This is a genomic window from Nocardiopsis synnemataformans, from assembly GCF_965343085.1.
Classification (GTDB): domain Bacteria; phylum Actinomycetota; class Actinomycetes; order Streptosporangiales; family Streptosporangiaceae; genus Nocardiopsis; species Nocardiopsis alborubida.
The window spans coordinates 56924-81399 of sequence record NZ_CBDRFA010000021.1 but is presented as its reverse complement, the minus strand read 5'-3'; the positions used below and the strand labels follow the sequence as shown (position 1 = coordinate 81399).

General features: G+C 72.5%; 25 protein-coding genes. 17 read left to right on the top strand and 8 right to left on the bottom strand.

The features are described from left to right. Positions 1–62: 62 nt before the first annotated feature. On the bottom strand, positions 63–539 hold the full coding sequence (locus ACSIH6_RS14505; protein ID WP_061079323.1) for a MarR family winged helix-turn-helix transcriptional regulator: 477 nt from the start codon (positions 537–539) through the stop codon (positions 63–65). Between the two features lie 254 nt (positions 540–793). Here ACSIH6_RS14505 and ACSIH6_RS14500 point away from each other — a divergent pair, with 254 nt between their 5' ends. The 6 genes from ACSIH6_RS14500 to mnhG are packed head-to-tail and all read left to right on the top strand — an operon-like array spanning position 794 to position 7616. Beyond that, on the top strand, positions 794–3748 hold the full coding sequence (locus ACSIH6_RS14500; protein WP_435108836.1) for a Na+/H+ antiporter subunit A: 2955 nt from the start codon (positions 794–796) through the stop codon (positions 3746–3748). Then, entirely contained in the window at positions 3745–4575 is an 831-nt protein-coding gene (locus ACSIH6_RS14495) for a Na(+)/H(+) antiporter subunit C (protein WP_435108802.1), read from the top strand. Before ACSIH6_RS14500 ends, ACSIH6_RS14495 begins: the two co-directional genes overlap by 4 nt. 2 nt (positions 4576–4577) lie before the next feature. Then, positions 4578–6236 carry a Na+/H+ antiporter subunit D gene (locus tag ACSIH6_RS14490; RefSeq protein ID WP_435108801.1) on the top strand — a complete coding sequence of 553 codons (1659 nt, stop codon included), beginning with the start codon at positions 4578–4580 and terminating at the stop codon, positions 6234–6236. Continuing rightward, entirely contained in the window at positions 6233–6850 is a 618-nt protein-coding gene (locus ACSIH6_RS14485; protein ID WP_435108800.1) for a Na+/H+ antiporter subunit E, read from the top strand. The genes ACSIH6_RS14490 and ACSIH6_RS14485 overlap by 4 nt, the downstream gene beginning before the upstream one ends. After that, the gene (locus ACSIH6_RS14480; protein ID WP_435108799.1) at positions 6847–7224 is read left to right on the top strand and encodes a monovalent cation/H+ antiporter complex subunit F; all 378 of its coding nucleotides are present in this window, start codon (positions 6847–6849) and stop codon (positions 7222–7224) included. Before ACSIH6_RS14485 ends, ACSIH6_RS14480 begins: the two co-directional genes overlap by 4 nt. Further along, positions 7221–7616 carry a monovalent cation/H(+) antiporter subunit G gene (gene mnhG, locus ACSIH6_RS14475; RefSeq protein ID WP_435108798.1) on the top strand — a complete coding sequence of 132 codons (396 nt, stop codon included), beginning with the start codon at positions 7221–7223 and terminating at the stop codon, positions 7614–7616. The genes ACSIH6_RS14480 and mnhG overlap by 4 nt, the downstream gene beginning before the upstream one ends. A 107-nt stretch (positions 7617–7723) precedes the next feature. Here the strand turns inward: mnhG and ACSIH6_RS14470 are convergent, their stop codons facing one another. Continuing rightward, a complete protein-coding gene (locus tag ACSIH6_RS14470; protein WP_435108835.1) occupies positions 7724–7840 on the bottom strand; it encodes a MerR family transcriptional regulator in 117 nt (38 codons plus the stop codon). A 658-nt stretch (positions 7841–8498) separates the two neighbouring features. Between ACSIH6_RS14470 and ACSIH6_RS14465 the strand changes: the two genes are divergently transcribed. Beyond that, positions 8499–8879 (top strand): MerR family transcriptional regulator, encoded by a 381-nt coding sequence (locus ACSIH6_RS14465; protein ID WP_435108797.1) that lies wholly within the window; start codon positions 8499–8501, stop codon positions 8877–8879. An 85-nt stretch (positions 8880–8964) separates the two neighbouring features. Here the strand turns inward: ACSIH6_RS14465 and ACSIH6_RS14460 are convergent, their stop codons facing one another. The 3 genes from ACSIH6_RS14460 to ACSIH6_RS14450 all read right to left on the bottom strand — a co-directional run bounded on the left by ACSIH6_RS14460 (position 8965) and on the right by ACSIH6_RS14450 (position 12322). Next, entirely contained in the window at positions 8965–9354 is a 390-nt protein-coding gene (locus tag ACSIH6_RS14460) for a DUF779 domain-containing protein (RefSeq protein ID WP_435108796.1), read from the bottom strand. Continuing rightward, complete coding sequence (gene exaC / locus ACSIH6_RS14455; RefSeq protein ID WP_435108795.1) at positions 9354–10877, bottom strand: acetaldehyde dehydrogenase ExaC; 1524 nt, start codon at positions 10875–10877, stop codon at positions 9354–9356. The genes ACSIH6_RS14460 and exaC overlap by 1 nt, the downstream gene beginning before the upstream one ends. 107 nt (positions 10878–10984) lie before the next feature. Next, the gene (locus tag ACSIH6_RS14450; protein WP_435108794.1) at positions 10985–12322 is read right to left on the bottom strand and encodes a GAF domain-containing protein; all 1338 of its coding nucleotides are present in this window, start codon (positions 12320–12322) and stop codon (positions 10985–10987) included. A 276-nt stretch (positions 12323–12598) separates the two neighbouring features. On the opposite strand from ACSIH6_RS14450, the gene ACSIH6_RS14445 reads away from it, so the two are divergent. Then, entirely contained in the window at positions 12599–13231 is a 633-nt protein-coding gene (locus tag ACSIH6_RS14445) for a hypothetical protein (protein ID WP_435108793.1), read from the top strand. Between the two features lie 221 nt (positions 13232–13452). Here the strand turns inward: ACSIH6_RS14445 and ACSIH6_RS14440 are convergent, their stop codons facing one another. Further along, entirely contained in the window at positions 13453–15021 is a 1569-nt protein-coding gene (locus ACSIH6_RS14440) for a helix-turn-helix domain-containing protein (protein ID WP_435108792.1), read from the bottom strand. A gap of 196 nt (positions 15022–15217) precedes the next feature. Here ACSIH6_RS14440 and ACSIH6_RS14435 point away from each other — a divergent pair, with 196 nt between their 5' ends. Both ACSIH6_RS14435 and ACSIH6_RS14430 read left to right on the top strand, forming a co-directional pair. Further along, complete coding sequence (locus tag ACSIH6_RS14435; RefSeq protein ID WP_017563257.1) at positions 15218–15706, top strand: GreA/GreB family elongation factor; 489 nt, start codon at positions 15218–15220, stop codon at positions 15704–15706. Between the two features lie 332 nt (positions 15707–16038). Continuing rightward, positions 16039–16431 carry a nuclear transport factor 2 family protein gene (locus ACSIH6_RS14430; RefSeq protein WP_435108791.1) on the top strand — a complete coding sequence of 131 codons (393 nt, stop codon included), beginning with the start codon at positions 16039–16041 and terminating at the stop codon, positions 16429–16431. A gap of 109 nt (positions 16432–16540) precedes the next feature. Here ACSIH6_RS14430 and ACSIH6_RS14425 read toward each other — a convergent pair whose 3' ends face one another. Further along, entirely contained in the window at positions 16541–17146 is a 606-nt protein-coding gene (locus tag ACSIH6_RS14425) for a TetR/AcrR family transcriptional regulator (protein ID WP_435108790.1), read from the bottom strand. Between the two features lie 446 nt (positions 17147–17592). Here ACSIH6_RS14425 and ACSIH6_RS14420 point away from each other — a divergent pair, with 446 nt between their 5' ends. The 3 genes from ACSIH6_RS14420 to ACSIH6_RS14410 all read left to right on the top strand — a co-directional run bounded on the left by ACSIH6_RS14420 (position 17593) and on the right by ACSIH6_RS14410 (position 20051). Further along, entirely contained in the window at positions 17593–18696 is a 1104-nt protein-coding gene (locus ACSIH6_RS14420) for a WD40/YVTN/BNR-like repeat-containing protein (protein ID WP_435108789.1), read from the top strand. A 1-nt stretch (position 18697) separates the two neighbouring features. Then, entirely contained in the window at positions 18698–18982 is a 285-nt protein-coding gene (locus ACSIH6_RS14415) for a MoaD/ThiS family protein (RefSeq protein ID WP_017563261.1), read from the top strand. Between the two features lie 373 nt (positions 18983–19355). Then, complete coding sequence (locus tag ACSIH6_RS14410) at positions 19356–20051, top strand: lipase family protein (protein WP_435108788.1); 696 nt, start codon at positions 19356–19358, stop codon at positions 20049–20051. Here ACSIH6_RS14410 and ACSIH6_RS14405 read toward each other — a convergent pair. After that, positions 20041–21360, bottom strand: coding sequence for a DUF418 domain-containing protein (locus tag ACSIH6_RS14405; RefSeq protein WP_435108787.1), 1320 nt, complete (start codon positions 21358–21360; stop codon positions 20041–20043). The two genes, ACSIH6_RS14410 and ACSIH6_RS14405, sit on opposite strands and share 11 nt — an antisense overlap. A gap of 151 nt (positions 21361–21511) precedes the next feature. Here ACSIH6_RS14405 and ACSIH6_RS14400 point away from each other — a divergent pair, with 151 nt between their 5' ends. The 4 genes from ACSIH6_RS14400 (at position 21512) to ACSIH6_RS14385 (ending at position 24433) form a co-directional block, all read left to right on the top strand. Further along, on the top strand, positions 21512–22762 hold the full coding sequence (locus tag ACSIH6_RS14400) for a sensor histidine kinase (RefSeq protein WP_435108786.1): 1251 nt from the start codon (positions 21512–21514) through the stop codon (positions 22760–22762). 5 nt (positions 22763–22767) lie between these two features. After that, positions 22768–23490 (top strand): response regulator, encoded by a 723-nt coding sequence (locus tag ACSIH6_RS14395; protein WP_435108785.1) that lies wholly within the window; start codon positions 22768–22770, stop codon positions 23488–23490. Positions 23491–23609: 119 nt separating this feature from the next. Then, the gene (locus ACSIH6_RS14390) at positions 23610–23915 is read left to right on the top strand and encodes a type II toxin-antitoxin system TacA family antitoxin (protein ID WP_435108784.1); all 306 of its coding nucleotides are present in this window, start codon (positions 23610–23612) and stop codon (positions 23913–23915) included. Continuing rightward, positions 23912–24433, top strand: coding sequence for a GNAT family N-acetyltransferase (locus ACSIH6_RS14385; protein ID WP_435108783.1), 522 nt, complete (start codon positions 23912–23914; stop codon positions 24431–24433). The genes ACSIH6_RS14390 and ACSIH6_RS14385 overlap by 4 nt, the downstream gene beginning before the upstream one ends. Positions 24434–24476: the final 43 nt, after the last annotated feature.

Sequence of the window (24476 nt, the reverse complement as noted above, 5' to 3'; positions counted from 1 at the left end):
ATGGCAGAGGCCTCGGACGCACGGCCTTCGGACCCGCCCCGGAGGGCCGAGCGGGCTCGGGCTCAGGTCTCGTCGAGGGCCTCGCGCAGGTCGCGCAGGAGGGTGAGCACCATCGGCCGCAGCGACGGCCTTATGGCGTCGAACACCTGGCGCTGCTTGCGCTCCATGTCCCTGCGGCGGATCGCGAGCACCCGCTCGCCCTCCTCGGTGATGGTCACCACGGTGCTGCGCTCGTCGCGCTCGGAGCGGCGGCGCGCCATCATGCCCTTGCGCTCCAGCTGTTGGATCATGCGGGTGGCGGAGGGGGACGAGACGCCGACGATGTGCGCGACGGCGCCGACGCTGGGGCTGTCCATACCGCGAACCGCCTCCATCAGGAGCGCCTGTGTGAGAGTGAGATCCTCGGCACCCCGGTGGCCGTGACCGCTGCGCGAGCGGGCGTGGAGCGCCGCGTTGATGAGCTCGGTCCAGGCGCGCTGGAACTCCTCAAGCTCGGAACCGTGCTGCTCGGCACGGGGTTCGTGGGTCTCGTCGGGCACGAAACGGTCCTCGCATGCTGGGCGGGCACCGCGGGTCCACGACCCGCGCGGTGGTTTGACGTTTGTGTAGTGTAGCTATTAAATAGCTAAAGCACGCAAGTTCACATACATCCTTGCCCCCACAAACCGTAGCGACACCTCTCATCCACTGACCGGTCGTCCACTGACCGGTTGTGGACGCGGCGCGGGGCAGTGGACGTCCGTCCGACACCAGGGCGGGCCCGGACAGGTCCGGGAGGGGCGCATTGACAACAGTGCTGATCGCGCATTTCATCGCAGCTGCGATCGCGCCGTTACTGGTGCGCCAGTGGGGCCGTAACGCCTTCCTCGCGCTCGCCGTCGTTCCGGGTGTGTCCACCGTCTGGGCCCTCTTCCAGATCCCCGCCGTGATGCGCGGCGATACCCTCTCGACCTCCATCCCCTGGGCTCCGGAGTTCTCCCTCCGACTCGGCCTGTACATGGACGGCCTGAGCCTGGTCATGACGCTCATCGCCGCGGGCGTGGGCGCCCTGATCCTGGTCTACTGCGCCCGCTACTTCGACGACTCCGAGCCGGGCCTGGCGCGCTTCGCCGGGGTGTTCGTCGCCTTCGCCGGGGCCATGCTGGGCCTGGTGCTGGCCGACGACCTCATCCAGCTCTTCGTCTACTGGGAGCTGACCACGGTCTTCTCCTACCTGCTCATCGGGCACAGCACGGAGCTCAAGGAGAGCCGCCGGGCGGCGATGACGGCCCTGACCGTCACCACCTTCGGCGGACTGGCGATGCTGGTGGGCATGATCATGCTCGGCGAGACCGCCGGGACCTACGTGATCTCCGAGATCGTCGCCTCGCCGCCCCCGAGCGGCACCCTGGTCAACGTCGCGCTCGTGCTCGTCCTGGTCGGCGCGATGTCCAAGTCGGCCCTGCTGCCGTTCAGCCTGTGGCTCCCCGCCGCCATGCGCGCCCCCACGCCGGTCTCCGGCTACCTGCACGCCGCGGCGATGGTCAAGGCGGGCGTCTACCTGGTCGCCCGGCTCACCCCCGCCTTCCACGACGTCGCCGTGTGGAAGTACACGGCCCTGTTCTTCGGCACGCTCACCATGGTCCTCGCGGGCTGGAAGGCGCTGCGCCAGTACGACCTCAAGCTGGTCCTGGCCTACGGCACCATCAGCCAGCTGGGCTTCCTCATCACCCTGCTGGGCGCAGGAACGCAGGCCGGCGCCCTGGCCGGGATCTCCATGCTCATCGCGCACTCGCTGTTCAAGGCGCCGCTGTTCCTCGTGGTCGGCGTCATCGACCACGGCACCGGCACCCGCGACCTGCGCGAGCTGTCCGGCCTGCGCTCGTCCATGCCCGTGACCTTCTGGACCACGGTCGTGGCGCTGGCCTCCATGGCGGGTCTGCCGCCCACCCTCGGGTTCGCCGCCAAGGAGCTGGCCTTCGGCGCCTTCGAGCACGGCGGCGGCGTCGACGTCGCCGTCCTGGCGGGCCTCGTGGTCGGCTCCACCTTCACCGTCGCCTACAGCCTGCGCTTCCTGTGGGGCGCCTTCTGGGACAAGGAGAACATCCCCCCCACGCCGGTCCACGCCCCCGGCCCGCTCTTCCAGGTGCCCGCCGCGGTCCTGGCGGGGCTCGGCCTGCTCGGCGGCCTGCTCTCCACCCTCGTGGACCCCTTCCTCGCCGTGTACGCCGACACCGTCCCCGTCGCCGAGGGCGACTACGTCAAGCACCTGGCCCTGTGGCACGGCCTGGGACTGCCCCTGCTGCTGTCGGCGGTGTGCGTCGCGGGCGGCCTGGTGCTGTTCCGGTTCCGCCACGAGATCGTGTGGGCGGGAACGCGGACCGCGCTGCCCGACGCCGACCGGGTCTACCGCCGGATGCTCGCCGCGCTGGAGAACCTGGCCCTCCAGGTCACCGGCGGCACACAGCGCGGTTCGCTGCCGATCTACCTCGGCACCATCCTGATCACCCTGGTCATCGCCGCCGGATGGTGGATGGTCAGCGGCAGGATCTGGGAGGGGGACTACCCCGCGGTGCGCCTGTGGGACAGCCCGGTCCAGATCATCCCGGTCGTGATCATCGCCGCCACCGCCCTGCTGACGCTGTTCGTGCGCCGCCGCCTGTTCGCGGTGATCCTCGTGGGCACCGGCGGCTACGGCGTCGCCGCCCTGTTCTACGTGATGGGCGCCCCCGACATCGCGCTCACCCAGTTCCTCGTGGAGACCGTCAGCCTGGTGGTCTTCGTCCTGGTGCTGCGCCGCTTCCCCTCGCGCTTCTCGGCGCCCGCGCTGCGCGGCCGACGGGTGTGGAACCTGGCCCTGGGCCTGGCCACCGGCGTCCTGGTCGCCGCGATGAGCTGGTTCGCCCTGGCGGGCCGCCAGGAGCCCTCCATCTCTGCGGGCTACCCGGCCGCGGCCGAGGAGGCGGGCGGCTACAACATCATCTCGGTCCTGCTGGTCGACGTCCGCGCCTGGGACACCATGGGCGAGATCTCGGTGCTCGCCGCCGCGGCCGCCGGTGTGGCCAGCCTGATGTTCGTGCGCCGCCGCGCCCAGCCCCGCAAGACGCCGGGGGGACTGATGGCCCTGTCGGTCACCAAGCCGCCCGAGCCCGGTGACGGCCAGCGCGGGCTCGACCTCGGCGACCTGCGGTTCGCCCCCCGCACGATGCACGTCGAACCCCAGTGGCGGCACACCTGGCTGCCGGGCGCCGACGCCCTGCCCACCGAGCGCCGGTCGGTCATCTTCGAGGTCGTCTCGCGCTTCCTGTTCCCGGTGATCATGGTCATCTCGGTGTACCTGCTGCTGACCGGCCACACCGCCATCGGCGGCGGCTTCGCGGGCGGCATCGTCGCGGGCCTGGCGTTCATCGTCCGCTACCTGGCCGGAGGCCGGTTCGAGCTGTACGCCACCGCGTGGGTGCAGCCGGGCGCGCTGATCGGCACCGGCCTGGCCGTGGCCACCGGCACCGCGCTGGGCGGGGCGATCTTCGGCACCGACGTCCTGGCGGGAGGCGACGCCTACATCGACTTCTGGATCCTGGGCGAGGCCCACGTCACGGTGTCCCTGCTCTTCGACTTCGGCGTGTACCTGCTGGTGATCGGGCTCATCCTGGACATCCTGCGCAGCCTCGGCGCCCGCATCGACGAGCAGATCGAGCGGGACGCCGCGCAGGCGGAGAGCAAGGCCAGGACCGGAGTCCCCGAGCGCCCCGAGGAGGTCATCTCGTGAACGAGTCGCCCAGCCTGCTCCTCGTCATCGTCATCGGCGTCCTCGTCGCGGTGGGCGTCGTGCTCCTGCTGGAGCGCAGCCTCACCCGCGTGCTGCTCGGCTTCATCGTCATGAGCAACGGGGTCAACCTGCTGATCCTGTCCATGGCGGGTGAGCCCGGCGGTCCGCCGATCCTGTGGCTCACCGACCCGGAGGAGATGACCGACCCGCTGCCGCAGGCGATGATCCTGACGGCGATCGTCATCACCCTCGGCATCACGGCGTTCCTGCTGGCCATGGCCTACCGGAGCTGGCAGTTGGAGGGCAACGACGAGGTCCAGGACGACGCGGAGGACCTGCGCATCGTCCAGGGCGAGGGCCGCCGCGCGGTGCGCCAGCGCTTCCGCAAGGAGCGCCGCAGGCTCCAGGCCGACATCCGCCGCCAGCGGGCCGAGCTCCAGGCGACCATCGCCACCGCCGACGCCCGCGAGCTGGCCGAGCAGGCCCGCATCAAGGCCGAGATCGCGCGGGCGCAGGCAGAACTGGCCCGCTACGAGCTGGAGGCGGAGGACAGCGCTCCCGACGAGCGGTCCCAGGAGACCATGCGCCGCCTGAGCGACCGCGCGGAGTCCATGAGCGCCCAGATCCAGGAACTGCGGGGACACATCCGCCAGGGGCGCAGGCGGCTGCGCGAGCACAGGCGGGCCGACCGCGCCGCCGAGCGCGAGCTGTGGCGCGAGCTGCGACGCCGCATCCGCTCGCAGCGCCGCCAGGCGCGCCAGACCATGCGGGCCGAACGCGAGCGCCTGGCCCGCGCCGAGGACAGCGACCTGCAAGGGAGCGAGTGACCATGGGGACGGACTACTTCGTCGGTCTGCTGCACTACTTCATCCCGCTGCCGGTGGTGCTCCCGCTGTTCGCGGCCGGGGTGAAGCTGGCGCTCGGCATCCGCTGGCCCCGCCTCCAGCAGGCGCTCAGCGTCATCTCGCTGGCCCTGGTACTGGTCATCGGCCTCGTACTGATGTTCGGCTCCCACGTCTACGGCCCGCAGGTCGTGCAGGTGGGCGGCTGGGAGGCGCCGATCGGCATCACCCTGGTCGCCGACCGGCTCTCCGCGCTGATGGTCACGGTGTCGGCGGCGATCACGCTGGCCGTGCTGGTGTACTCCATCGGCCAGGGCATGGCGGGCAAGGCCGAGGTGGCACCGTTGTCGGTGTACCAGCCGACCTACCTGATCCTGGTGGCGGGTGTGTCCAACGCCTTCCTGGCCGGGGACCTGTTCAACCTGTACGTCGGGTTCGAGATCCTGCTGACCGCCAGCTACGTGCTGTTGACCCTGGGCGGCACGCAGTCCCGGATGCGGGCGGGCGCCATCTACGTCGTGGTGTCCCTGGTGTCGTCGGTGCTGTTCCTCATCGCCATCGCGCTGGTCTTCGGCGCGACCGGCACGGTGAACATGGCCCAGCTCGGCGAGCGGCTGCCCGAGCTGTCCACCGACCTGAGGGCGGTCCTCCAGGTCATGCTGCTGTTCGCCTTCGGTATCAAGGCGGCGGTCTTCCCGCTGGCCGCGTGGCTGCCCGACTCCTACCCGACGGCGCCCGCGCCGGTCACCGCGGTGTTCGCGGGCCTGCTCACCAAGGTGGGCGTGTACACGATCATCCGCACGCAGACCCTGCTGTTCCCCGGCGATCAGCTCAACGACCTGCTGATGGTCGTGGCCCTGGCGACCATGATCATGGGCATCCTGGGCGCGGTCGCCCAGACCGACATCAAGCGTCTGCTGTCCTTCACGCTGATCAGCCACATCGGGTACATGGTGTTCGGCGTGGCCCTGGGCAGCGAGCAGGGCATGGCGGGCGCGGTGTTCTACATCGCGCACCACATCACGGTGCAGACCACGCTGTTCCTCGTCACGGGTCTGATCGAGCGCCGCGGCGGATCGGCGTCGCTGGACCACCTGGGCGGGCTGGCGCGCATCGCGCCGATCCTCGCGGTCCTGTTCTTCGTCCCGGCGATGAGCCTGGGCGGCATCCCGCCGCTGTCGGGCTTCCTCGGCAAGCTCGGCCTGCTCCAGGCCGGGGTGGAGGCGGGCACGCCGCTGGCCTACACCCTGGTGGGGGCGTCGGTGCTCACGAGCCTGCTGACCCTGTACGTCATCGCCCGGGTGTGGAACTACGCGTTCTGGCGCACGCCCTCCGAGGGAATGGTGGCCGAGCCCGGCACCGTGCTGGAGGACACCGAGGCCGACGAACCCTCCACCGCGGCCCTTGGCCCCGGCGAGGCGGTCGGGCCGTCCTCCCGCCTGGGCGACACCTCGACCGCGGCCACGCCGGTGGTCACGTCCGTCGCCCTGCCGAGGAGCATGGTCGGCGCCACGGTGGCGCTGGTGGTGCTCGGCATCGCCCTGACGGTGCTGGCCGGACCGCTGATCGAGTACTCCTCGGACGCGGCGGTCGAACTCCAGGCGCGCAGTCCCTACATCGAGGCCGTTCTCGGAGGCGACCGATGATCGACCTACAGGAGAAGAAGAGGATCGGCCTGACCGCGCTGCGCAGGCGCCTGGGCAAGGTGCAGATCCCGGTCGCGCTCGGCATGACCCTGGTGTGGATGCTGCTCTTCGACGGCTTCCAGCTCCGCCGGGAGTCCCTGGGCCTGCTCGTCCTGGGCTTCCTGGTGTCGGTGCTGATCATGCTGCTGTTCCCGCTGCCGCCGATCACCCCGGGCCCCCGTTTCCACCCGGTGGCTCTGGTCCGGTTGCTCCTGCACGTGCTCGTCGAGATGGTGGCGGCCAGCTTCCAGGTCACCGTGCTGACCTTCAGGCCCGGACAGGTGCGCAACTCGGTGGTGGCGGTGCGGATGCGCACCGAATCGGACCTGACGATGGTGAGCACCTCGATCGCCGCCTCGATCATCCCGGGCACCCTGATCGTCGAGATCAACCGGCCCGAACGGATCCTGTACGTGCACATGCTGGGGGTGGAGGGTGAGGAGGCCGTCGAGCGGGGCCGCCAGGACATCTGGAAGCTGGAGAAGCGCTTCGTGATGGCACTGGGCACGGACAAGGACATCGCCGCGCTGCGGGCGGGCGGACCCGAGAACCTCGACGGGGAGGAGAGGCCGTGAACGCTCTGTGGATCGCCATCGGAGTCATGCTCGGCGTGGCGGCGCTGCTGGGCGTGATCCGGATGCTCATCGGTCCGAGCATCCTGGACCGGGCGCTGTCCGTGGACGTGCTGCTCGCCTCGGCGCTGACCGGCGTGGGCGCCTACGCGGCCTTCCACCGCGATCCCACGGTGCTGCCGACCCTGCTGGTGCTGTCCCTGCTGGGATTCGTCGGATCGGTCAGCCTCGCCAAGTTCGTCGCACGGCGGGCGCACGAGGACCAGGAGCACATCGCCACGCCGACCGAGGCCCACCCGACCTCCGCGGCGCCCACCGACGCGGTCCCCGAATCGGAACGGCAGGAGCAGGAGCAGGAGAAGGGGGAGACCTCGTGAGCGACCAACTCACCGCCGTCCTGGACTGGGTGGCGGTCCTGTGCATCCTGGCCGGGGCCATGCTCTCCCTCGTCGCGGGCGTGGGCCTGATCCGCTTCCCCGACCTGCTCTCGCGCATGCACACCGCGGCCAAGCCGCAGATCCTGGGACTGCTGCTGGTGCTGGTGGGGATCGGCCTCCGGCTGGTCCCCGTGGAGACCAACGTCTTCAGCGCCGGAACGCTGGTCCTGGTGGCGCTCTTCCAGATCGTGACCGTCCCGGTGGCGGGCCACATCACCGCTCGCGTGGGCTACCGGACCGGGCGCATCGACAGGGAGCTCATGGTCCGGGACGAGCTGGCCAAGCGCATGGAGGCCGAGCACGAAGGCGGTCCGGACGGCACCCCCCGGTAGTCGGCGGAGGAGCCCGCGCGAGGGCCCCGGAGGGCGGTTGAGCCTCCCGGGGCCCTCGCCGCGTCCGCGGCCTCGGGCGGTCCGGCCGACGCCGGTTCCCGCCTGCCTCACCCGCTCCCGGGAGGACCGTCGCGCGGCCTGGTGTTCTCCTCCTCCAGTTCCAGGATGCGTCCGATCCCCGCGAGGTTCACTCCCTGGGCCGCCAACTCGGCCACCCGCCGCAGCCGGGTGATGTCGTCGTCGCTGTACAGCCGCGTGCCTCCCCCGGTGCGCGCCGGGGCGAGCTGAGGCAGCGCCCCCAGAAAACCTGCTCGCGAGACACACCAAAATCTGTAGTGGCCAGAGTAGACATCCGTCGAAGTCGCTGATACATTTCCTGTCGTAGCCACAGAGATCCACAGGGTGGACCACCGGATACGCCGGTGGAGAGCAGGACCGGCGTCCCGCCCGCACGGGGGATGCCGTAGCGACAAGGGAAACGCGGTAGGGCTCGACCTGCGCAGAGGTGTTGTACAGCGCCGGGAGCCGGTAGGACCGCGACACCGCAGTACAGAGGTAGAGCAGTACGCAGTACCGCAGGACCGGCGTCCCGCCCGCACGGGGGACTCCGCAGCAGGAGTGAAGTGCACGCAGTGAGATCGAGAGGAGTAGATGCCATCGAGGATCGCCCGGGTGTGGAGATGTTCCACTCGGGTACCGCAGGCCCCGGTTCGGAAGAAGGTGGTCCACGGTCACACAACCGCGATCCCCGCGCTCCCGTCCCAGTTTGACCTCGGGAAGCGGAAGACCGACAGCAGTCGGTAGATGGTGTTGAACTCTCGGGCCCCAGCGCTGTTCGGCGCTGGGGCCCTCGGCGTGCGATGACGAGAGAAAGAGAAACGCTTGTCCCGTCCCGAAACCGAAGACCGGTTCGACGATGACGACTACCCCGCCTACACCATGGGCCGCGCCGCGGAGATGATCGGTACCACACCGGCGTTCCTGCGCGCTCTGGGCGAGGCCCGACTGATCGAGCCCCTGCGCTCGGCGGGCGGACACCGCCGCTACTCCCGTTACCAGCTCAGGATCGCCTCCCGCGCCCGCACGCTCGTGGACGAGGGCACTCCGGTCGAAGCCGCGTGCAGGATCATCATCCTGGAGGACCAGTTGGAGGAGGCGCAGCGGATCAACGAGGAACTCCGCGCCTCCGAGGCCGGCGCCCGGACCGACGGGCGCCCGGGGCCCCCGGAAGCGTCCGACCGGGAACGGAGCGGCGTGGACTGAGAGGCCGTCCCCCGAGAGGCCGCCCCGTACGACGCCGTCAGGGCGGCCCCGCCGCTTCCCTCGCCCTCGCAGCGGCCGCGCGGGGTCAGAGGCGTTCGGCCTCGTCGTCGGTCATCAGCCGGGAGCGGATGAGGAACCGGTTGCCCGTCGGCGCCTCCAGGGAGAAGCCCGCACCCCTCCCCGGGACGACGTCGATGGTCAGGTGGGTGTGGCTCCACAGCTCGAACTGCGCCCGCGACATCCACACCGGCACCGGTTCGGGCGCGCCCACGTCCAGGTCTCCCAGGCGCACGTCCGAGGCCCCGGTGCGGAACTCCCCCGCCGAATAGCACATCGGCGAGCTGCCGTCGCAGCACCCGCCGGACTGGTGGAACATGAGCGGCCCGTGTTCGGCGCGCAGCTCGCGGAGCAGGGCGGCCGCCGCGTCGGTGACGGCCACCCTCTCCACCGCCGCACCGTCGGCGCGGGAGTCCATCAGAACAGCCCCATCGCCTTGTCGGAGTAGCTGACCAGCAGGTTCTTGGTCTGCTGGTAGTGGTCGAGCATCATCTTGTGGTTCTCGCGGCCGATCCCGGACTGCTTGTACCCGCCGAATGCCGCGTGCGCCGGGTAGGCGTGGTAGTTGTTCACCCACACGCGGCCCGCCTGGATGTCGCGGCCCGCGCGGTAGGCGGTGTTGCCGTCGCGCGACCACACCCCCGCCCCCAGCCCGTAGAGGGTGTCGTTGGCGGTCTTGATCGCGTCGTCGTAGTCGTCGAAGCGGGCCACCGACACCACCGGGCCGAAGATCTCCTCCTGGAAGATCCGCATGCCGTTGTGGCCCCCGAAGACGGTCGGCGCGACGTAGTAGCCGCCGGACAGGTCGCCGCCGAGGTCGACCCGCTCCCCTCCGGCCAGAACCGCGGCCCCCTCCTGACGGCCGATGTCGATGTAGGACAGGATCTTCTCCAACTGGTCGTTGCTGGCCTGGGCGCCGACCATGGTGTCGGTGTCCAGCGGGTCCCCCTGCCGGATCCGGCCGACGCGGGCCAGGGCGTCGCCCATGAAGCGGTCGTGGACGGCGTCCTGCACCAGGGCCCGCGAGGGGCAGGTGCACACCTCGCCCTGGTTGAGGGCGAAGAGGGTGAAGCCCTCCAGGGCCTTGTCGTAGAAGGCGTCGTCGGCCGCGGCCACATCGGCGAAGAAGATGTTGGGGCTCTTGCCGCCCAGCTCCAGGGTGACCGGGATGAGGTTCTCCGACGCGTACTGCATGATGAGGCGCCCGGTGGTGGTCTCGCCGGTGAAGGCGACCTTGCTGACGCGGGGGCTGCTGGCGAGCGGCTTGCCCGCCTCCGCGCCGAAGCCGTTGACGACGTTGACCACGCCGGGCGGCAGCAGGTCGGCGACGAGCTCCATGAGCAGCAGGATCGAGGCGGGGGTCTGCTCGGCGGGCTTGAGCACGACCGCGTTCCCGGCGGCCAGCGCGGGCGCGAGCTTCCAGGTGGCCATGAGCAGGGGGAAGTTCCACGGGATGATCTGGCCGACCACCCCCAGGGGCTCCTGGAAGTGGTAGGCGACGGTGTCGCCGTCGATCTGGGAGGTGTGCCCCTCCTGTGCGCGGATCGCCCCGGCGAAGTAGCGGAAGTGGTCGACGGCCAGCGGCAGGTCGGCGGCCAGGCACTCGCGGACGGGCTTGCCGTTCTCCCAGGACTCGGCGACGGCGAGCCTCTCCAGGTTCTCCTCGACGCGGTCCGCGATCCGGTTGAGGACCAGGGCCCGCTCGGCGGCGGAGGTGCGGCCCCAGGCGGGCGCGGCGCCGTGGGCCGCGTCCAGGGCCAGGTCGACGTCCTCCGCCCCGCTGCGGGCGACCTCGGTGAAGACGCGGCCGTTGACGGGGCTGGGGTTCTCGAAGTAGCGGCCCCGGACCGGCCGGACCCACTCGCCCCCGATCCAGTTGTCGTAGCGGGCGGCGTACTCGACGACGCTTCCGGGCTGGCCCGGGGGTGCGTAGATCGCCATGGCGGACTCCTTCTTCGCGGGGCTCCGGCCGTGGACCGGCAGCCGCTTCCGGGGAGGTTGGAGGGTGACGCTAGTCACCGCCACGTTGCGACCACGTTGCGGGCGGGTCAGCCGCCGAGCCAGCGAAGCCTGCCGCGCAGGGCGGCGTGGTGCGGGGAGGCGGGGTCGAGGGCGCGCAGCACGGCGGTCAGGACGCGGGGGTCGTCGCGCCACTCGGGGTGCTCGGCCCAGGCCAGGAGCACGTCCGGCGCGGCGTTGGCGCCCAGGGCCTCACACACCTCGGCCTGGAGGCCGTCGCGGACCTCGACCACGCCGGGCGCCTCCGAGCGGGGCAGGACCGGTCCGGCGTAGGCGTCCAGGGCCCGCCGGTAGGAGCCCTCGGACAGGTGGCGGCGCACCTCGTCGAGGTCGGTGGACAGCGGGCGGCACAGCCGGTAGGGGCGGGAGGCGAGCACGCCGGGGCCGAGGAGGCGGCGCAGGCGCGACATCTCGGCGCGGACGGTGACCGGGGAGGCGTCCCGCTCGTGCAGCCGGGCACCGAGCGCGTCGCCGGTCAGCCCGCGCGGACTGCGGACGAGCAGGAGCAGGATCTCGGAGTGGCGGGTGCTCAGAGCCAGGTCGCGGCCGTCCAGGGTGAGCCGGGCGCCGTCGCGCCCCAGGACGCGGAGCCGGTCGTCCCCGGCGGGTCTCCGTTCCCCGGCAAACGCGGCGCCTCCGCGCGGACCGGTGGGAGGGAGGGCCGCCCGGCCCGCCTGCCGCCGTCCCGGCGCGGGCCCCCGGGCCCCGGCGCGCAGGGCGCGCAGCTCCGTCTCCGCCGCGGTGGCGGCGGCGCGGACCAGGGCCAGGGCCTGCGGCGAGGCGAGGTGGTTGTCCCCGGTGATGTCCAGGACGCCCAGGAGGGCACCGGTGCCGGGGTCGTGCAGGGGCGCCGCTGAGCAGCTCCAGTGCTGCACGCCCCGGGCGAAGTGCTCGCTGGCGAACACCTGGACCTCGTGGTCCAGGGCGAGGGCGACGCCGGGCGCGTTGGTGCCGACCGCGTGCTCGTGCCAGTTGGCGCCCTCGACGAAGCACATGTCCTCGGCGCGGCCGCGGAGCCGGTGGTCGCCCTCCACCCACAGCAGGCGGCCCGAGGCGTCGCCCACCGCGACGATCTGGGGGCCGGGCGCGGTGTCGACGAGCAGGTGCCGCAGCAGCGGCATGACGGCGGCCAGCGGGTGCGCGTCGCGGTGGTCGCGCAGGGCGGGACCGGTGAGCTCGACCCGGGGCAGGGCGGTGTCGGGGTCCACGCCGTGCAGGGCGCTGCGCCGCCAGGAGGCGCCGACGACGGGACGGACCGGGCCGCTGACCCGGCCGGAGTCGGTGAAGCGCGTGTGGGCGACCGCCACGTCCCGGCGCACGGCCTCGGGGTCGGCGTCCCAAGGCCACGCGTTCCACGGTCCCGGCATGCGCGCTTCCCTCCGCCGAGGCGACGGCGGGCCGTGCCGACGGACCGCCCGACACCCCTGATTGAATCCGCGCCCGCCCCTTCTGACAAGGGGTCGCGGCGAACCGGCCGGTCAGCGCCGCCCCGCGCGGCGCGGGCCCGGACTCCCCGCTCCGGAGACCGGCGGCCGGAGTCCGAACATGTCGTTCGGGAGAACCAACACCGCGTTCGTGCCGTCCTACGGGGCACGAACCCGCTCCCCCGTCCGGGGACCCGCACGCACCCTTGGAGGCCGCCCGTGTCCGCCCACTTCCCGCCCCCGCCCCCTCCCCCGCGCATCCGGGTGGACCCCCGGGAGCTGCGCCCCGGACGCCTCGGGTACGCCGTGGGCGCGGCGTTCGTCGTGCTCGGGATCGTCGCGGGCGTCGTCGGCTTCGGCGTCATGCTGTACCGCACCCTGGCGCTGCCCGAGTTCTCCGCCCAGGTGGAGGGGTCCGCGGAGGCCGTGTTCACGGTCGCCCCCGAACCCGGCGAGGTCGGCCTGTACTCCAGCCCGGCGGGCGCCGACGAGTCGGCCTGCTGGCTGGTCACGCCCGACGGGGAGGAGGAGTCCTTCGGTTTCCCGCCCTACAGCCACAACACCGAGTCCGGGAACCGGAGCTGGTCGCTGGTCGGCTCGTTCTCCCACGACGGGGAGGGCGAGTACACGCTGGTGTGCGAAGGGGACCCCGAGACGGTCTACGCGGTCGCCGAGGTGGGGGACGGCGCGGACTTCTTCGTCAACATCGTTGGCGCGATGGCCGCGTTCGTCGGCCTCCCCTTCGCGGGCCTCGTGATCGGGCTGCCGATCCTCATCACCACGGGCGTGCGCCGCAACCGGCACAAGAGGAGGCTGCTCAGCGAGCGCGCGCGGTACCCGCGCCATCACTAGGCGGTGTTCTCGACCTTCGCTCCGGTCCGTGTCCGGGCGCCCGGACCGACCCCCGCGGGCTGAGGCCGGTTCGGAGGCGGACCCTGGTCACCAGGTCGTGGGCGCGGAGTGCCCCCCAACGCGAGGGGGGAAGCGCGGACCCGCACCGGGGACGGGCGTCCCCGCGCACCCGGGCGTTGCCGAACTCGGGGGAGTGCGCCGGAACACACGCGGACGCCCGCTCAGAGCGGGTGCGGACCCTCCCCGCCGGGCGGGTCCGCCACGAGCGCGGCGAGCGCGACCGTCATCGCCACCCGCGCCCGCGGGTCGTGCAGCGGCAGGTCCGCGACCCCGCCCATCCGGCGCAGCCGGTACCGCACCGTGTTGGGGTGCAGGCCCAGCAGCTCCGCCGCCCGTCCCAGGTCGCCGTGCACGTACAGCCAGGCGCGGAGCGTGCGCGCGTGGTCGGTGCCGTGCTCGGCGTCGTACCGGACCAGGTCGGCAACCGGGTTGCGGACGGGCATGCGCCCGGCCTCGGCCACCAGGCGCAGGCGGCGCAGCAGCACGGAGTGCCAGGCGTCGTCGTAGACGACCGCGTCGGCGCCCTCCGGCGCCTGCCCGTGCAGCGTCAGGCACTCGTCCGCCTCCTGCCTGCTGGCGGGCAGGTCCGCGGCGTCGGCGGCGCCGCCCACCCCGGCCACCACCCCCAGCCGGTCGGGCAGGCCGCGCAGCGTCGAGCGCACCCACTCCACCGCCGGGGCGGGGTCGTCCCCGCACGGCAGCACGGTGTACACGGTGGTTCCGAGCAGGGTGCTACGCCCCGGGCGGGACCAGCCGAAACCGGTGGTGACCTGCTCGAACAGGTGCAGAATCGCGGCCTCGGGCTCGGTGCGCGCACGCGCCTGGAAGGCGATCACCCGCAGTCCCGCCCCGAGCAGGCCGATCCGCCCGGCCGTCTGCGCCGGGTCGGCGGAGCCCTCCAGCAGGTCGATCACCGACTCCGACTCCACCTGCCGTTCCAGGTCGCTGCTGACCCTGGCGCGCAGCATGTGCAGCCCGACCGTGTGCGCCCCCTCGCTCAGCGCCCGGGACCGGTCCGCGTCCAGCGGGGCATCGCACACCACCCACAGCGTCCCCAGGAGTTCGCGGCCCACCCGGATCGGCGCGGCGGTGCGCCCGCCCATGCCGAGTTCGGGTACCCCCGGCACGAACCGGGGTCCGGTCGCGGCCGCCAGCCGGGTGAGCACCCCGTCGGCGTCGAGGCGCTCGCGGACCGGCTCGGGGACCCGCCGGTCGACGAGGGTGTCGCGCCGCACCCGGTCGGTGCCGCCCTGGGAGGCCGAGTAGGCCACCACGCGCGAGGCCCGGTCCTCGATGGTGACGGGTCCGCCGACCTCGGCGGCGACGGTGTCGGCGAGGGTGAACAGGTCGCTGGGGCCGCGTCCGGCCTCGGTCTCGCGCCCCTCCAGGACCAGCCCGTAGACGACGCCGGAGACCTGGCTCCACGACACGGCGGGTTCGACGACCAGGAGGGCGGGGCCGCCCTCGCCCAGGCGTGCGCGCACGTCGTCGCCGGGCCCGGTCGCGGACCGGATGATGACGACGGTCGCACGGGCCTGCTCGGCGAGGCGCACGGCCTCGGCGGCCGAGTCCACGCCGACGGCGAGGAAGGCGTCGCCCAGCTGCGGCACGTCGTCGGTGGGGTCGTGCATGGCGACGCTGCGCAGCTCCCTGCGGCGCAGCGGCTCGGGGCCGACCAGCCGGGCGCCGTAGCCGCCCAGGACGTTGACGAGACGGTCGAGGTGGATCACGCCCCCTCCTTTCCTGGCGACGGAGTTGTTCCGCGGCCACAAAGGGACCTCACCTGATTGTCGCCCGAGGATAACGCCCGGCATCGGCCCCGTGGACACACTCGTGATAGGCGGCGGCCCCCGTGTCGGCCGCCGCTGTGCTCGCCCCGTCCGCGGACCCGGTCCGCGGCGCGGGCCCTGAAGACAAGGAACGTTCATGGCCAGGACCACCGACCGATGGATGACCCGGGAGGCCTACGAGCGGCTCCGGGAGGAGCTCCGGACGCTGCGCGCGCTCCCCGACGACGACCCCGGCACCGGGGCGGACGGGGGCGCGGGGGACGTACTCCCCGCGCCCCGCTACATTCACGACCCCGCCGTGCGGCAGGCGCGCGTGCACACCATCGAGCGACTGCTCAGCGAGGCCGTCGTGGACGAGGCCGCGCCCGACGACGGGATCGCCGCGCCCGGCAAGGTGCTCACCATCCGCTACGACGGCGAGGAGGAGGACGAGGTGTTCCTCCTCGGCGTCCGGGACGCGTCCGTGGCGGACCGGATGACGGTGTACTCCCCGGAGTCCCCGCTGGGCGCGGCGCTGGTGGGCGCCCGCCAGGGCGAGCGGCGCACGTTCACCGCGCCCCGGGGCACGGTCATCGGGGTCACCCTGCTCAGGGCCGAGCCGTACCGGGCCGCCGTGGTGCACTGATCCCGGTCGCGCGGACCCCCGAGGCGGCACCCACCGTGAACGGCCTCCGAACGGCGTTCGCGGCGTACCCGGACACCGGTGGAACCGGTCGGGCGCGAGGAGGCGGGGAGGCGGAATACCTCCGTCACCTTTCACGCGGGGAACGCCCGTTCCGCGGAGAGGGAGAAGGACACCGTCCCGAAGACCGGAGGGGTTTCCTCCGCGACCCGCGCACACCCTTTCCCGGACGGCGGGACGATCACGACCGCCCGGTTCCGGGTAGCGGGGTGGGGACCCCGTGGGAGCACACGGGCCGAGGGAAACGGACACCCGACGCAGAGAGGGCGATGCACATGGGCGCGCACACCGACGACGCGCGCTGGGCGCCGGTCAGGGACTGGCACGCGGCGGTGAGCGGACGGGACCTGACGGCGGCGAAGGCGGTCGTCGACCCCGACATCAGGGTCGGCGGCCCCCAGGGCTCCACACAGGGCGTGGAGGTCTTCCTGGACTGGGTCCGCGACTCGGGCGTCCGCCTCGAACCGGTCGACTGGCACACCGTGGACGAGCACCGCGTCGTGGTCGAGCAGAACGCCTCCTGGCCCGGTCGCGCCGACTCCGGACCCGAGGCCGCCCCGGTGCGCACCGCGACCCTGTTCGAGGTGCGCCACGGCCTGATCACCGCCGCGCTCCGCTACGACGAGGGCGTGGAGGCGGCCCTCGACGCGGCCCGGCGCACGCCCTGACACCGCGTGCGCGCCGGGCGGCCGTAGACGCACCGGTCGCGCGCCACGGCCCGGGGCGGCCGGTACCGGTCTCGGTGCGCCCCGGGTCGGTGTGGGGTGGGGGCCCGGGTCAGGGGGCCGCCGGTCTGCCGATGGTGTGGAGGAGGACGTGGGCCTCGTCGAGGCGGGCGGGGAAGGCCTCCGGGTTCTCCGCCAGCCGCATGGCGGTCAGCTCGCAGGCCATGGCGGTGTGGGCGGCGAGCACGGCGACGTTCTCGGCCGCACCCGCCTCCACCAGGGCACCGGCGAACCGGTGGGCGCGCTGCTGGCGGGTGAGCAGGTAGCGCGAGCGCAGCTCGCCGCTCTCCCGGAGCAGGCGCGCCAGGACGGCGGAGTGGGCTGGAGAGAGAGCGGTGTGCGGCCTGACGGCGGCGTCGGCCTGACGGAGCAGCTCGACGGCGGCGCCGAGGTCATCGCCCAGCGGCCGGGTGGCCTTTTCCCGCACATAGGCGCACATGCGGTCGGCTTCGGCCGCGTCGTCGGCGAACAACACCTGCTGTTTGTCGCCGAAGTACCTGAAGAAGGTGGTCCGGCCGACTTCCGCGCGTTCGGCGATCGCGGCGACCGTGACGTTGTCGAATCCGTGCTCCGCGAAGAGCTGGAATGCTGCTGACACGATCATGGCCCGGGCCTTACGCCGTTTGCGGGCGTGGAGCGTGTCGGGGGGGTGGTGCATGAGGCGACCCTATCGAGTGGGAACCCGGTTCTCCTTGGTACGCAGGACCATTGGGACGGTAGTCCTGAAACGCGCCACGAGACCGGGGAGCGGGAAGTCGTCTGTCCTGTTGTAGCGGGAACGCAGCCGGTGGGCACAGTCCGAAACCCACGCGGACGCACCGGTTGGCCCGGAATTTTATTGCAGAGCGGGCTTCGTCTGACAACCGCCTTCCGGGCCGTGCGGAACATCTACCCGGAAAGTGGTTCCCCTCTCACCGGATTTCCCCTTCCACACGGCTGGAGCGGGAGCCATTCCGGATCGGTCCCCATTGAACATCTTCCGGGAAAACGTTCGGTTTCCTTACTGTTCCCCGGTCGGGGGTCGAGGCCCGCCGGACCGCGCGACCGCCGATTGTCAGTGGCCTGTGCCACAGTGGAGACCTCGATCCCATTCTGGAGCTGGTCATGGCATATCTCCTGGTCATCGGCACACGCAAGGGGCTCTTCACCGCCCGCAGCGAGGATCGGCGCGCGTGGGAGGTGAGCGGCCCCCACCGGCTCGACGCCGCGGACTACGCCAGCATGAGCTCGGTGTACGCGGTCGGCGTCAACCCGCACAGCGGCCGCGTCCTCGCCGGAGCGGAGAGCTCGCACTTCGGACCGAGCGTCTGGTACAGCGACGACGGGGGCGCCACCTGGCACGAGCCCGGGTCCGCGCCCATCGCCTTCCCCGAGGACACCGACGCCTCCCTGGTCCGGGCCTGGCAGTTCGCCTTCGGCGACGACGCCGACACCGTGTACGCGGGGGTGGAGCCGCACGCCCTGTTCCGGTCCTCCGACGGCGGACTGCGCTTCGAGCTCGTCCGCGCCCTGTGGGACCACCCCCACCGCGCCGACTGGTTCCCCGGGGCGGGCGGCGGCGCGGTCCACACGATCCTGCCCGGGATCCTCGGCGCGGGCGAGCGCGTGCCCGGGGCCCTGACGGTGGCCATGTCCACCGGTGGTGTCTACCAGACCCGCGACGACGGTGCCAGTTGGGCTCCGGCCAACCGGGGGATCTCGGCGGTGTTCCTGCCCGACGAGGAGCCCGAGTACGGCCAGTGCGTGCACAAGGTGGCCGCCGGGCCGGGCGGCGTGCTCTACGCGCAGAACCACCACGGGGTGTACCGCAGCGCGGACCCCGCCGGGAAGGGGTGGACGGCCGTGGAGACCGGCCTGCCCACCGACTTCGGGTTCGCGGTGGTCGCCCACCCGCACCGGCCGGAGACCGCGCTCAACTTCCCGGTGGTCAGCCAGGAGGTGCACCTGCCGCCCGACCACCGGCTGGGCGTGTACCGGACCGACGACGGGGGCGGCAGCTGGCGGCCGTTCACGGAGGGCCTGCCGCGGGACCCCTACTTCGGGATCGTGCTGCGCGACGGCGCCTGCACCGACGGGGCGGACGTGCCCGGGTTCTACTTCGGCACCCGGTCGGGCGACGTCTACGCCGCCACCGACGGCGGTGACGGCTGGCACCCGGTGGTCCAGCACCTGCCCGACGTCCTGTGCGTACGCGCCGCGGAGGTGTGAGATGCGGGTGACGGTGCACCTGCCGGGGCTGCTGCGGGCCGACGCCGACGGCGCGGCCCACGTCCCGGTGGAGGTCGAGGACGGGACCGCGCTGGGCGGGGTGCTGGACGCGCTCACCGCCCGGTACCCGGGGCTGGACCGGCGGATCCGCGACGAGCAGGGGCGGCTGCGCCGCTACGTCAACGTGTTCGTGGACGAGGACGAGTGCCGCGGGGTCGGCGGGCTGGCGGCGCCGGTCCGCGACGGCGCGGACGTGCGCGTGCTGCCCTCGGTCGCGGGGGGCTGAGGGGCCCGAGCGGAGAGGACGTGCGCGTGCGGCCCGGACCGGTTCGGGGAGCAGAGCGGTCCGGACGGCGGAGCAGTCCCCGCTCCCCGCCCCCGGCGGCGGCTGATCGACGGCATACGGTTCCGGGTTCGGCCCGGTCGACCACCGTGAGCGCCATGCGGTCGAGTGCGGAACCAACCGCCTCAAGAGGTACCGCGCGGTTGCCTCGCGCCACGGCGAGCTCGCGGTCTGCTACGAGGCGACCGTCCTTGTCGCGGCCGTCAACGCATGGCTGTGAACGGCCTTGCTGGAACACGGACCTGTTCGGGACTCAGCGTTCTGCTGTCGGCCAACACAGTCGCGGCTCCAATGGCACGGGCGACAGGATCGTCACATGCAGCCGATCTTCGTTCTCGTGCACAGTCCGTCCGTGGGTCCCTCTACCTGGCAACCTGTGGCCCAACACCTGACGGCGGCGGGATACCAGGTGCGGGTACCGTCCCTACTGCACATCGGCGCCGGTGCTCCGCCCTTCTGGCCCCGCATCGCGGACGCCGTCCGCGACGACCTGCGGCAGGTCCCGGCCAGCAGTCCCGTCACTCTGGTGGTACACAGCAACGCAGGCTTGTTTCTCCCGGTGATCCGCTCGAGCCTCGACCATCCGGTGATCAGCTCGGTCTTCGTCGATGCCGCACTGCCGGCACGGACCGGGCCGATACCCGTCGCCCCACCCGAGGTGCTGGAGTTTCTCCGCCCGATGGCTGTGAACGGCACGCTGCCACGCTGGACCGACTGGTGGGACGAGGCGGACGTCGCGCCCATGTTCTCCGATCCGCTGGTGCGGCGGACCGTCATCGAGGAGCAGCCCACCCTGCCGCTGTCCTACTACGAGCAGCACATCCCGGTTCCCGACTCCTGGGACGACCATCCCTGTTCCTACCTGCTGTTCAGCCCTCCGTATGACGGCCTTGCCGCCAAGGCGCGTGAACGCGGCTGGCGCGTGGCGCGCCTGCCCGGCGCGCACCTCCATCAGCTCGTCGATCCCGCTGGCACAGCCCGGCACCTCGTTGAACTCGCCACTACGACCTGATCCCCTCTCGATACACGCCCTGGTCGGAACGCTCGGTGCGCAGGGGCGCCGGGCGCAGGTAGGTCAGGCTCCGCCACACCCACTCCAGCGGGCCGAGCCGGAACCGGCGCGCCCACAGGTGGGCGAGGACGGCGGTCACGACGAAGTAGGCGGTGGCCAGTGCGTACTGGGCCAGGAGGGGGACCGTCCCCTCGAACGGGCCCATGACCGCCAGGAACACCGCCGTGCTGCCCAGGTACACCGTGAGGGTCATCCGCCCGAGCGGGGCCAGGGTGCCCAGCACGCGCGACGCTCTCCGCCCCCTGAGCACCAGCCACCACACCAGTCCCAGATAGAGCAGGGCTCCGCCCAGGTTCAGGAACGTGTTCCCCAGGAGAATGACCACGGTCTCGCCCACGGACCGCACCGGTGCGCCGTCGGCGCCGAACTCGGTCGGGAACAACACGCTGCCGACGAGCATGAGGACCACGCTGAGGCCCTGGACCACCGCGCCGAACACGAGCATGCGCAGCGGCAGGCGGGAGTCCCCCCGCGCGCCGGTCCCGGGTCCGCCGGTGAGCTCCGGGCGGCGGGCCAGCCACACGCCCACGCAGAAGAACCCGAGGGTCTGCGGGACGAGCATCGCCGAGGCCCCCCAGGCGTAGTCCCCGAAGAACGGGGAGAGCAGGAGGTCCGACACCGGCACGGCGGCGAACAGCACGGCCGCCGCGATCAGGGGTCGGCGGCGGGACCCGCCGAGCAGCAGCGGCACCAGAGGGGTCAGCAGCAGCGCCGCGACCGAGTACTGGGTGAGGATGTCCCCGTCGAAGACCGCCAGGTGCGGAAGTCCGAACAGCAGCCCCAGGACGGCGTAGCGGCGCAGCATCACCGCCGCTGGCCGCCCGCCGCGCCGGGCGGCGGCCCGCCATGCCAGGACCACGCCCGCGCCCAGCAGCACCATGAGCATCGTCCTGGCCCTGCCCGACATGAGGAGGGTGAGGCCGCCGTTCACGAGGTCGGTCAGCGGACTCGGAACCCGGTTCCCCGACATCTCGACGGGATAGACGACCGAGGACGCGTTCATCATGACCACGCCGATCATCGCGAGCGCCCGGGCGACGTCCAGGAAGACCACGCGCCGCGCGGGCGGCGGAAGGCCGGGGACGGCGCCGTCGGACGCGGCCCCGGCCTCGGTCGTGTGCTGCACCCCGGCCTCGTGCCGCGCCCCGGCCCCGGTCGTGTCCTGCGCCCCGGTCGTGTCCTGTACCCCGGCCTCGTGCCACACCCCGGTCGTGTCCTGCGCCTCGGTCGTGTGCCGCGTCTCGCTCATGCGGTGCCCTCTCCCCCTCGGACGGTGAACGGCTTCCAGCCTCGCCTCCGGGCCCGTGCGCGCGCATCGACCGAACGGTCGACGCCCGAACCCGCCCGCCTCGTACCTTCGGCCGAGGCCCGCCGCGTCCGCGCGCCCTACGCTGGTCGCCATGGCCATGAACAGGTTGTTCGCGACGCTCGGCGGCGGCCGGACCAGCGGTGCGCTGTCCCGGCTCGCGCCGTGGGCCGTGGCGTGCGTGCTCGCGGCGGTGTGGGTCCTGGACCTGATGCGCGTTCACGGCAACTTCTCCAGCCCGGGCTGGATGGGGCCTCCGCACTCCGCCATGGACTACGCGCCGGTGGTCTCCGGCGGGGTGGTCTGCGTGCTCGCCCTGTTCGCCCTGCGCCCGTCGTCGGGACCGGTGCCGACCGCGGCGGCCGGTGCGGCGGCCGCGGCCGCGATGCTGGCGACCTCGGCGGTGCTGTGGCCGCTGCCCATGGGGGAGGCGTTCGGGTACGCCTTCGCGAGCTCGGAGGTCGGCGGGCTACTGGTGCTGCTCGTGCTGGCCGGGCTGCGGTGCCACCCCTGGCAGATCGGCGCGGTGGCGCTGTGCGCCTTCGCGGCCACCCTCTCGGACTACGTGAGAGAGCCCATCCCCTACTACGGGAGCCTGGTCAACCAGTCGCTGACGTTCGTGGCCGTGGGGCTGGCCCCGGGGCTGTACCTGCGGTGGCGGGAGGCGCAGCGGCGCTCCCACGTGGAACAGGCCCGGTCCCAGGAGCGGCTGGCGATCGCCCGCGACCTGCACGACGTCGTGGCGCACGAGGTGACCGGCATCGTCGTCCAGGCGCAGGCTCTGCGCCACATCGCCGACCGCGACCCCGGCGCGGTGCGGACCGCGCTGCCCGAGATCGAGGCGGCGGGGGCGCGCGCCCTGGAGTCCATGCGCGGGATGGTCTCGCGCCTGCGGGAACCGGGTGACGTGCCGCTGGCCCCGGACACCGCAGCGGGGCTGGCCCGGCTGGCGACACCGGCGGCCGACGGCCGCCCGGAGGTGGCGGTGCGGTGCGGCGGCCCCGTGGACGCCCTGCCGCCGACCGCCGGAACGGCGGTGCTGCGGATCGCCCAGGAGTCGGTGACCAACGCGCTGCGGCACGCCCGCGGTGCCACCCTGGTGGAGGTGTCGGTGGAGGCCGGACCGGAGGAGGTCGGGGTGCGGGTGAGCGACGACGGCCAGGGGGCCGCGGGTCCGGCCGGGGGCGGGTTCGGCCTGGTCGGCATGGCGGAGCGGGTACGCCTGCTCGGCGGCGTGTTCTCAGCGGGCCCCCGGGACCGGGGCTGGGAGGTGGCGGCGCGGCTGCCGCTGGACCGGGCGGGCGGCGGCCCGGCGCAACGTTCGACGGTCGGGGAGCAGGGGTGACGGTGATGCGGGGGTCCCAGGAGGCCGGAGGGGAGCGTGCGGTGGAGACCGGAGGCGAGCGGGCGGTGTCCTGGAACGGCACGGCGCCGATCCGGGTGCTGCTGGCGGACGACCAGGCCATGGTGCGGACCGGGTTCCGGTACATGCTGGCGGCCGAGGACGGCGTCGAGGTGGTGGGAGAGGCCGGTGACGGCCTGGAGGCGGTCCGGCTGGCGCGGGAGCTGCGCCCGGACGTGGTGCTCATGGACATCCGGATGCCGGGGGTGGACGGTCTGGAGGCCACCCGGCGGCTGGCCGGTCCGGGGGTGGCCGACCCGCTCCGGGTGGTCGTGGTGACCACGTTCGACCTGGACGAGTACGTGCACGCGGCGCTCACCGGAGGGGCGGTCGGGTTCCTGCTCAAGGACGCCGGACCGGCCCTGCTGGTGGAGGCGGTGCGGGCCGCCGCCAGGGGCGACGCCCTGGTCTCCCCGAGGGTCACCGTGCGGCTGCTGCGGCACTTCGCGGCGGCGCCCCGGTCCGCGCCGCGGGACTGCGGGCTGACCGTGCGGGAGCTGGACATCGTGCGCGCGGTGGCGCGGGGGCTGACCAACACCGAGGTGGCCGGGGAGCTGTTCGTCACCGTGAGCACGGTCAAGACGCACCTGGCGAGCGTGCAGGCCAAGCTGGGGGCGCGCAACCGCGTGGAGGTGGCGGCCTGGGCCTACCGCAACGGACACGCGGAGTAGGACGCCCCCATCCGGCAACCGCCCCGCCAGTAAGCCCTGCGTCCTGGGGCTGAAGGGGTGCACCGCTGTTCGACGAAAACACGCCCTCGCGTACACACATTGTGCGTACGATCTGGGGTATGACTACCGCCATGAAGGCAGAGAGAATCCACCTGAGAGTGGATGACCAGCAGAAGGCCCTGCTTGAGGCCGCGAGCACCGTCTCGGGAGACACGGTCTCAGCCTTCGTCCTCAGCGCGGCCACCGAAGCAGCAGCGAACGTACTGGCGGACCGACGGGTCTTCACCTTGGACGAACAGGAGTGGGCCGCCTTCGACGCGGCCCTGGAGCGCCCCGCACGCGACATCCCCGGGCTGCGGGAGCTACTGGCCGGGCCCGGTGTGCTCGACGAGGACGGCCCACGGCGTCATGAGGACGGCACGTGAAGCCGAGGTTCGGACCGGTCGAACCGCTCACCGCACATCACACGACGGCCGACTTCGACTGCGGATCACACGCCCAGTCCGACTGGTTGACCGAACACGCGCTCCAGGCGCACCGCTCAGGTGGATCGCGCGTCTACGTCGTGTGTGACGAGGACCCGGAGACGGACGGCCCGGTGGTCGGCTACTACGCTCTGGCCGCTGGAAGCATCGCTCCCTCCGTGGCTTCCAGCCGACTCCTGCGCGGCGCCGGCGGGTACCACCAGCCCGTGGTCATCCTGACCAGGCTGGGAGTCGACACCCGTGTCCAGGGGACGGGACTCGGCAAGGCCCTTGTCGTCGATGCGCTACGCCGGGTCGCGGTGGCCTCCGAAACGATCGGTGTCCGAGCTCTCCTCATCCACTGCGAGAGCGCATCAGCACGACAGTTCTACCTCAACCTCGCTCAGTTCGAGCAGAGCCCGAGCGATCCGATGCACCTCGTACTGCTGATGAAGGACCTCCGCCGCGCACTCACCTGATCCGTAGGCCCACCCGGAACCCGGACAGCCGTTTCCGCGCACT

Bases quoted from the DNA above. Each gene is read 5' to 3' on its own strand.
- ACSIH6_RS14490 (WP_435108801.1), top strand. From the start codon at position 4,578: ATGGGGACGGACTACTTCGTCGGTCTGCTGCACTACTTCATCCCGCTG.
- ACSIH6_RS14485 (WP_435108800.1), top strand. From the start codon at position 6,233: ATGATCGACCTACAGGAGAAGAAGAGGATCGGCCTGACCGCGCTGCGC.
- ACSIH6_RS14460 (WP_435108796.1), bottom strand. From the start codon at position 9,354: ATGGACTCCCGCGCCGACGGTGCGGCGGTGGAGAGGGTGGCCGTCACC.
- exaC (WP_435108795.1), bottom strand. From the start codon at position 10,877: ATGGCGATCTACGCACCCCCGGGCCAGCCCGGAAGCGTCGTCGAGTAC.
- ACSIH6_RS14450 (WP_435108794.1), bottom strand. From the start codon at position 12,322: ATGCCGGGACCGTGGAACGCGTGGCCTTGGGACGCCGACCCCGAGGCC.
- ACSIH6_RS14435 (WP_017563257.1), top strand. From the start codon at position 15,218: ATGGCCAGGACCACCGACCGATGGATGACCCGGGAGGCCTACGAGCGG.
- ACSIH6_RS14430 (WP_435108791.1), top strand. From the start codon at position 16,039: ATGGGCGCGCACACCGACGACGCGCGCTGGGCGCCGGTCAGGGACTGG.
- ACSIH6_RS14425 (WP_435108790.1), bottom strand. From the start codon at position 17,146: ATGCACCACCCCCCCGACACGCTCCACGCCCGCAAACGGCGTAAGGCC.
- ACSIH6_RS14420 (WP_435108789.1), top strand. From the start codon at position 17,593: ATGGCATATCTCCTGGTCATCGGCACACGCAAGGGGCTCTTCACCGCC.
- ACSIH6_RS14415 (WP_017563261.1), top strand. From the start codon at position 18,698: ATGCGGGTGACGGTGCACCTGCCGGGGCTGCTGCGGGCCGACGCCGAC.
- ACSIH6_RS14410 (WP_435108788.1), top strand. From the start codon at position 19,356: ATGCAGCCGATCTTCGTTCTCGTGCACAGTCCGTCCGTGGGTCCCTCT.
- ACSIH6_RS14405 (WP_435108787.1), bottom strand. From the start codon at position 21,360: ATGAGCGAGACGCGGCACACGACCGAGGCGCAGGACACGACCGGGGTG.
- ACSIH6_RS14400 (WP_435108786.1), top strand. From the start codon at position 21,512: ATGGCCATGAACAGGTTGTTCGCGACGCTCGGCGGCGGCCGGACCAGC.
- ACSIH6_RS14395 (WP_435108785.1), top strand. From the start codon at position 22,768: ATGCGGGGGTCCCAGGAGGCCGGAGGGGAGCGTGCGGTGGAGACCGGA.
- ACSIH6_RS14390 (WP_435108784.1), top strand. From the start codon at position 23,610: ATGACTACCGCCATGAAGGCAGAGAGAATCCACCTGAGAGTGGATGAC.